General features: G+C 65.8%; 7 protein-coding genes. 3 read left to right on the top strand and 4 right to left on the bottom strand.

Features of this window, described 5'->3' with window-relative positions; all coding sequences use genetic code 11:
- Positions 1-57: 57 nt before the first annotated feature.
- The 4 genes from CBW50_RS04635 to CBW50_RS04650 form a co-directional block, all read right to left on the bottom strand.
- Complete coding sequence (locus CBW50_RS04635; RefSeq protein WP_086144422.1) at positions 58-1,323, bottom strand: DUF6445 family protein; 1,266 nt, start codon at positions 1,321-1,323, stop codon at positions 58-60.
- Between the two features lie 46 nt (positions 1,324-1,369).
- Positions 1,370-2,101, bottom strand: a complete 732-nt coding sequence (locus CBW50_RS04640; protein WP_086144423.1) for a hypothetical protein — start codon at positions 2,099-2,101, stop codon at positions 1,370-1,372.
- Positions 2,102-2,136: 35 nt separating this feature from the next.
- On the bottom strand, positions 2,137-2,961 hold the full coding sequence (locus CBW50_RS04645) for a hypothetical protein (protein WP_099374852.1): 825 nt from the start codon (positions 2,959-2,961) through the stop codon (positions 2,137-2,139).
- An 85-nt stretch (positions 2,962-3,046) separates the two neighbouring features.
- Positions 3,047-4,423, bottom strand: a complete 1,377-nt coding sequence (locus tag CBW50_RS04650; protein WP_086144425.1) for a caspase family protein — start codon at positions 4,421-4,423, stop codon at positions 3,047-3,049.
- A gap of 188 nt (positions 4,424-4,611) precedes the next feature.
- On the opposite strand from CBW50_RS04650, the gene CBW50_RS04655 reads away from it, so the two are divergent.
- From CBW50_RS04655 to CBW50_RS04665, 3 genes are all read left to right on the top strand, one after another.
- Positions 4,612-5,376 (top strand): hypothetical protein, encoded by a 765-nt coding sequence (locus CBW50_RS04655; RefSeq protein ID WP_086144426.1) that lies wholly within the window; start codon positions 4,612-4,614, stop codon positions 5,374-5,376.
- Positions 5,373-6,359 carry a hypothetical protein gene (locus CBW50_RS04660; RefSeq protein ID WP_086144427.1) on the top strand — a complete coding sequence of 329 codons (987 nt, stop codon included), beginning with the start codon at positions 5,373-5,375 and terminating at the stop codon, positions 6,357-6,359. The genes CBW50_RS04655 and CBW50_RS04660 overlap by 4 nt, the downstream gene beginning before the upstream one ends.
- A 28-nt stretch (positions 6,360-6,387) precedes the next feature.
- The coding region (locus CBW50_RS04665; protein ID WP_086144428.1) for a hypothetical protein at positions 6,388-7,076 on the top strand (689 nt) is incomplete at its 3' end.

A 7,076-nucleotide genomic window follows, 5' to 3' on the forward strand; every position in this document is an offset into this window, starting at 1 on the left:
ACGGCAAATGCTGGGGTCGTACCCTCAGGGTACGACCCCGGATCCTGCTTTTGGGGTTCAATCGGGCACTTCAAAGAAAAACAGCTGAACCAGGCGGCCATTCTCCGGCGTGTCGCCAAACACATTGCTGATCGAGTGAAAGTAGTGCCCCTTGTACACGATCAACCGGTTGTGGCGCATCGGCACTTCCAGCAGCGCTTGCCAACTGTCGCGCTGTTCCTGTAAGTCGTTGAATTTCTGCACTTTACTGTTCGGCAGCCAGCGTTTCTGGAAATCCTTGAAGCTGGCGTAGCCGCCCGCCTTCACGTCCGCCTCGGGCAATCGCCGGTACCAGCCGCTGGGCTGGTGGCGCCAGAATGTGGTGCCGCCCTGGCATTGCCCCGGCGGGTTCAGGTACAGCACGCCCGCATAGAAATTGAAATTGTTGCCTGTCTCGTTGTCCACGTGGATATCCGTGCGCGCCGTCGCGTCCGCATAGCTGAGGCGGCAGGAGCCGTTGTCGGGAGAAATAAAACGGATGGGGCGGCCCAGCGCCGTGGCGATGCGCTCCATGATGGCCTGGCAGGGCTGGCCTTCCGTCTGGCTGCCCGGATAGTTCTGCCCCGCATAGCGCTGCTGTTCAAACGGCAGCGCCAGCGCCTGGGCGCGCCAGGCGGCCGGGTCGGGCAGGAAGTCGTCGATGATGTGCAAATCCGCTTCACGGATAAAGTCGTGCAAGCCAGCCGGCACATTGAGCGTCGTCAAGGTTTCGGCGTGTTCCGCTTGCGGACTGGCAAAGCCGATGCGGCAGCGCTGCGCCAGCGCCGGGTGCAGCGCCAGGCCCTGGGCATAGCGGGCCGAGGCCAGTTCCTGCTGTCCCGTGCGGTAATACAGTTCGGCCAGGCCCTGCAGGTTTTGCCAGCGCTGGGGGCGCAGGGCGTGGGCCCGTTCCAGTTCCGCGATGGCTTCCGGCAGGCGCTGACTGGCCAGCAGCAATTCCGAATGGACGATGGCGAAATCGTGCTCGTGCGGCGCCAGCCGCGCCGCCGTGGCATAGCTGGCCAGCGCCGCCTCGCTGTCCGTGCCGCGCAGCACGTTGCCGAGGTTGTAGTGGAACAGAGGGTTCTCCGGCTGTTGCCTGAGCGACAGCTTTAACAGGCCCAGGCCGAGAGCGCCCTGGCCCAGCTCCAGCATCGCCAGGCCCTGGAAATGCTGGGCTTCGGCCAGGGCCGGATCTTGCTTGTAAGCCGCCTGGTAGGCGTTGATCGCCTCGATCAGCCTGCCTTGCTGCTGCAGTTGCCGGCCCTTGGCCAGCTGTTGTTCCGCCAGTGTCTGTTCGCCCATGTCACTATCCCGATGCAATGTGGCGAACAGTGTAACCGAGCTCGTTCTACAGCGCCTGGCTGACAGGAATTTCCTGCCCGTTCAGCTTGATCGCCACCTTGACGATCTGCGCCTTGACCTGGTTGCTGGCCATGTCCGCTTCCTGGGCGTAGGCGTACACGATGATGGCGAAATCCTTGTAGCCGCTGCGGGCCGCCTCGATCTTGCGCGCCGCCTCCTGGTCCACTTTCAGCAGCGAGTAGCCGTCGCCGTTGGTAAATGCCAGCTTGTAGTCGCCGTTGTCGTACATGTAGTAATACGTGCCCGCTTCGGCGAACTTGGCGGGGAAGGCGGCCTTGTCCATCGCGTACGGCGACAGCGCGCCCTGGCCGTTGATCTGGTAGCGCAAATAGCGTTTCATCCTGGCTTCATTGACCTTGGCGTCGATCTGCGGTTTCAGCGCGTCGAGCACTTCCTGCTTGCGGAAGGCGTCGTTGCTGCCCGCATATTCGCGCGAGATGCGCTGCGCCACGGCCGCATAGTCGGGCGGCACGCCGGACAGGGCGATGTAGCTGTACATCAACTGGTTGCCGCTCGTAATGTCGACATAGCTGGCGCTTGGGGTGGCCGGGTCCGCCTGCGGCAGGCTGGCGGCCGCCGCTTTTACCTGGGCCTTGGCGGCCATGTCGGCCACGCTGGTGGCGGGCGCCGACGCCGCCGGCGCTGCATTCTCGGAGGGCTTGCCGCAGGCGGACAGCAGGATGGCGATGGCGAGCAGGGCGGGGAGGGTACGGTGCATGATATTTCCTTTAGTGAATGTGTAAAAGAGGTGACTTAGCCGATGGTTTTACGTTGGTATTCGCCGACGCCGTAAGCGGCCAGGACGATGGAAGCGGCCAGCACCAGGTAAAAGCCGATGCCGAATGACAGTCCCTGCCACACTTGCCCCAGCATTTCACTGGCCATCTGTTCGGCCATGCGGGCCGCGCGGCTGCCCATGATGCCGCCCATGGCGTTGCCCGCGTCGCTGACGGCGCCCTTGATCTTGATCAACAACAAGCTGCTGTGGACGATGATGAACAGCAGGGGCGCGCACTTGCCCAGCGCCGCTTTCGGGTGGCTGCTGGCCATGGTGGCGCAGCAGCCGGCAATCGCCAGCAGGAAGAACAATTGCGCCGAGGTAAAACCGCTGGCGCCGTCGCGGGCAAAGCTTTCCAGGCTGTCCGCGGACAGGCCCAGCAGTTGCCAATAGGTGCGCGAGACGGAGGCGAACAAACGGATGCCGATGGCGTTGAAGATGAAGGCGCCGGCGAGCAGCACGCCAAGCGCCCCCAGCACGGGGATGCCCAGCGCCGAGACGGCCCGGCCCCACAGCTGCTGGCTTTTTTCGCGCGCCAGTTTCGCCGCGCCGGCCATGTCTTCCTGCGCCAGTTGCTGTGCGGGAATGGCCGTGACGGTGGCGAGGCTGCCGGCGTCGTCGAAGCGCACGTCGACGACGGCATTGATGGCGGGCGCCGTGTCCGAGCGCCAGTGCGTGCTCACGTCGAATGGATGTTGCGTGCCTGCCACGCTGACGCAACCTTGTCCGCTTGCTTGGTAGGCGAGGATGCGGCCCCGTTGGCCGGTGGTAATGGTTGCTGCCGGGCTGGATGTGTGCATAAGATTTCCCTGGTCACTGTCATGCTGTATTGCATGTACCCACGGATAACGGGGGCAGTTCAGGGAAATCCAAAATTATTTCAAACTATTTTTTCGGCGGCTGCAAAACGTCCTTGGCGGCGCCCTGGTAATCCTTCATCAAGCCCATGAAGGCATCCTGCAGATGGCGTGCCGCATCCTGCGGCGGTGCGCCCGTGCGCCGCGCCAGGTCGAATTTATAGGCATGGGCGGGGCTGTAGCCGGCCTGCGAGGCGGCGTCCAGCAGCACGCCCGCCCGTTTCAATGCCGCCGGATCGCCCTTGACCATCAGCAATTCGGCCAGGTAGGTCTGGGCGATAGGAAAGTCTTTCGCGGCCGCTTTTTCCAGCCACTGCATGCCCGCCTTCGGCTGTTTGATGCCCGCATCGCCGCCGCCGATGCCATAGCCGAGCGCCGTCAGCGCCACCAGGTCGCCGCCCCGCGCGCGCTTTTCCAGCTGCTGGCGGGGAAACGGCCGCGCCGCGATCTGCATGCGGATTTCATAGTTGATGTCTTGCAGTACATTGCCTGGCCAGACCTTGGCGCCGGAGGTCACCGGCTTTTCCGCCGCCGGCACGGGTGCGCGCACGCCGCCCTGGCCTGGCGCGCCGGCCAGCACGCCGGGGGCGGGCGGGCTGACGCCCTTGCCGCTGCCCATGTTCAGCACCAGGCGGGCCGACGTTTCGCCGAACGACACGCGCGGCTTTTGCACGTCGTGCGTCATGGCGGCGACCCTGGCCGCCACTTGCGAGAAGACGTCGCTCATGGGCAAGCCCGGCGCGTCGAGCGCGTCGAGCAGGGCGCTCGTGTACGGGCTGTTGCGCGAATCGGGCGACCAGAAATCGCGCGCCAGGGCGCCCGGTCCCGCCGAATAGGCGATCACCACGCCGCGCGGCGCTTGCGTGTCGGCAAAGCCGTGGCTGGCCGCATTGCCGCCGCCAGGGACCATCACGGCGCCGCCGCGCGTATATTCCTGGCGGCAAGCATCGAGGATCAGCACGGCGCCGCGCGCGCCCGTGCGCTGCAGGTCGCCCGCCAGGCTGGACACGGACACGCCCTGCGCGGCGATGGCGGCGGCACTGAGCGCAAGCATGTTCGCGCCCAGCGGCAACACATAATTGGCTTCGCCCGCCTGCGCGCCGTGGCCCGCGTAAAACACCAGGGCGATATCGGCGCCGCGCGCCTGCGTGGAAAACTCGGCCGACGCCCTTTGCAGCTGTTGCGCATTGATGTCCGTGCGCAGCAGTACTTCAAAACCGAGGCGGCGCAGGCGCTCGGCCATGGCGCGCGCGTCGTTCACGGGATTCAATAGCGGCTGCGGATAGGCCGCGTTGCCGATCACCAGGGCGATGCGCTTGCCGGGAGCCGCTGGCACGGCGGCGTGCGCGACGTTGCTGAGCAGTAAAAAGAACAGGCTGAAAAACAGGGGAATCAGGCGGCGCATCGGTGTCTCAGGGGATTGTCGTTGAAGTAACAAAAGTTAGCGATTTCCAGTTTGATATGAGAAAATTGCCTAAATGCATTTTACCTTACTGACAAGTTTCTCTTGTCTGGCCAGCGCATTGCTTGTTTGCCGGTGCGCAGTAGCGCCGGCCAGTGGCGCGTGGCGCCCAACACACGATCGGACCGGCTTTGCAATCGGAACAATTTGAACGCATTCATGACTTCTGGACGCGCCGCCAGCGGCTGTCGCAAGGCGAACTGGGCGAGTTTTACCAGCGCGTCATCGCCGCGCTGACGCCATGCCGCCCGCGCGAGGCGGCCTCGCTCGGCGACTCGCTGGCCGACTTGCGCCACCAGTTCTTCATCGAAAAAGTCCTGCATGGCGACAGCGACGCCGCGCCCCACCACGTCGGCGCCTTGTACCTGTACTTCAAGCGCTTCATCATCGACCAGCTGCGCAAGCAGCGCGATGACGAGGACGCCGATGCGCAGGAAGGCTGCGAGCTGCAGGCGCCCGACGCGTATGCCGCGCCGCTGCGCGACTACCAGTTGACTCCGGCATCGGTGCGCGAGGCGGCCGACGTGTTTATTTCCACCTTGCCCCGCGACTTGATCTTGCTGCTGCGCCACTGCGGCTGCGGCGGCATGCCCGTCAGGGAACTGGCCGAGCAGATCGCTTCCGCGCATTACCACGGCGGCAAGCTGGGCCTCGTGCACCGGCAGAAGGGCGAATCCGCCAGCGCGGGACGGCAGATCGTCGAGCCGGCCCACCGCGCCACCCTGCTGGGCAGCTGGGTCTTGACCCTGCTCAAGCTGCGCGTCGGCGATGCGCTGACCGCGCGCGACATGCAGGCGGCGCAAATAGTTTTGGATATTCTGTGCGTGGCCGCGTTATCCCTGCACCTGGACCCCGTGTCCGCCTCCCCGAACCCTGATGAAAGGCCACCGGCATGACTGCATTGACGCCCACACTGGCCATCGTTGCCGCCCGTTTGCCGTCGCCGCCGCCTTCCATCGAAGTGCTGGACGCGGATGTGGCGGGCACTACACCCGACTGGCGCGGCATTGCCGTGCCGGAGCACTTGATGGAGCGCTTTGCGCGCCGCAGCGACGCCGCGCCCCTGGCCGCGCGGCCCATCGCCGGCGGACAGATCCACCTGCTGGCGCCTTGCCCCGGCTTTGGCGCCGTACTGCTCGATGCCTGGGACAGCGCGCAACAGCGCTGGCGCGGCTGGCTCGTCACGCCGGATGCGTCGTATGCGGACGCCTGCGGCCTCGTGGTCGAGGAGCGCGACGCGCCCGCCGACCCGCGCGCGGGCCTGGTGCTGTGCGACATGCCCGTCACCGTGGCCGTGACGGACCTGGGCGCCTGCCTGGGCGTGTTCAGCCAGGAGCGCCTGCAGGCGGCGCGCTGGCTGGAAACGCATGGCCGCGCCAATGGGGCCGCCGCGGCGCCCGGCGTGATCGCCCGCGTGGCCTTGCCCGGCGACGATTACGGCTTGACGGGCACGCCCCTGTCGAGCGAGCTGGGCAAGGATGCCCGCGTGGTCTACCGGCAGTTGCTGCGCCAGGGGCTGCAGCAGTTGCAGATCGCTCCGGCCGATGCCGCCGCGCCACAGATGACGCCAATCAAGCCCGCCAATGCCAGCCGCTGGCTGAAGATCGTCACGGCCGTGGCCGCCAGCGTGATGGTGGTGCAATCGGCGTGGCTGTTCCTGCCGAAAGATCAGGCTGTCGTCGGCAATGCGGAACGCTTCCGCGTGCTGTTCCGCGCCGAGGCCACGGAGGCGGAGATCCGCGCGTGGCTGCAGCGCGAGCAGCTGGAAATCGTCGCCGGACCGGACACCCTGGGCGCTTTTACCTTGCTGTCGCGCAACCGCCAGAAAGTCTTGCCGCCGCCGGGCCCGGGCAATCCGCTGGCCGTGATCAATCCCTGAATTCAAAAATAAGAGAAAGTTATAAAGCATGACAACGTATAAGAATTTCGCATACGCGCACTGGCGCACACTGGCCCTGGGCCTGGCCGCCGGCGTCCTGTTGACGGGCTGCGCCATGACGCCGAACGGCCGTGGCGGCGTGATGGTGGGCCTCGATACGGCCGAGCTGTTCGGCACGCCGCTTTCCACCTTCCGCCTGCGCGACGGCACGGAAGGCACCTTGCGCAAGGATCCGCAAGGCAAGTATTCGATCAAGCTGTCGCAGGCGTTTCGCGTCGTGCCGCTGGCCAACGCCGTCACGGCCCGCGTGGCGAGGGTGGAAAACGTGGGCGAGCGCACCGTGGTGATCGTGGAAACGCAGGAGCGCAACTGCGCCTACCGCTATGAAGTGCTGGCCTTCCAGGGCACGGACGTGCTGCAGTGGACGGTGGGCAATTGCAACGACCGTCCCCGCGTGGAGCTGGCGGCAGATGGCAAATCGCTCAATATCGACTTTCCMAATTACAACCGCCTGTCGCGCATGATCTACACGGATAACCGCCTGCTCAACGCCAGCGTGCCCGTGCCGCTGGGCGTCGATACGCGCGCCCAGCCGTTTGCCGACGACGCCTTGCGCGCCACCGGCCCCGCCATTGCCACCGTGCCTGGGGGCAGCGGCGACAGCGGCCGCGTGATCCCGGCCCCGCCGGCAAGCGCTCCGGTGCCTGCCGCCGCGCC

The sequence above is a fragment of the Janthinobacterium sp. GW458P genome (assembly GCF_002127585.1).
Classification (GTDB): Bacteria; Pseudomonadota; Gammaproteobacteria; order Burkholderiales; family Burkholderiaceae_D; genus Janthinobacterium.

What these genes read in the sequence shown, in the direction of transcription:
- CBW50_RS04635 (WP_086144422.1), bottom strand. Translation starts at nt 1,323, where the DNA reads ATGGGCGAACAGACACTGGCGGAACAACAGCTGGCCAAGGGCCGGCAA.
- CBW50_RS04640 (WP_086144423.1), bottom strand. Translation starts at nt 2,101, where the DNA reads ATGCACCGTACCCTCCCCGCCCTGCTCGCCATCGCCATCCTGCTGTCC.
- CBW50_RS04645 (WP_099374852.1), bottom strand. Translation starts at nt 2,961, where the DNA reads ATGCACACATCCAGCCCGGCAGCAACCATTACCACCGGCCAACGGGGC.
- CBW50_RS04650 (WP_086144425.1), bottom strand. Translation starts at nt 4,423, where the DNA reads ATGCGCCGCCTGATTCCCCTGTTTTTCAGCCTGTTCTTTTTACTGCTC.
- CBW50_RS04660 (WP_086144427.1), top strand. Translation starts at nt 5,373, where the DNA reads ATGACTGCATTGACGCCCACACTGGCCATCGTTGCCGCCCGTTTGCCG.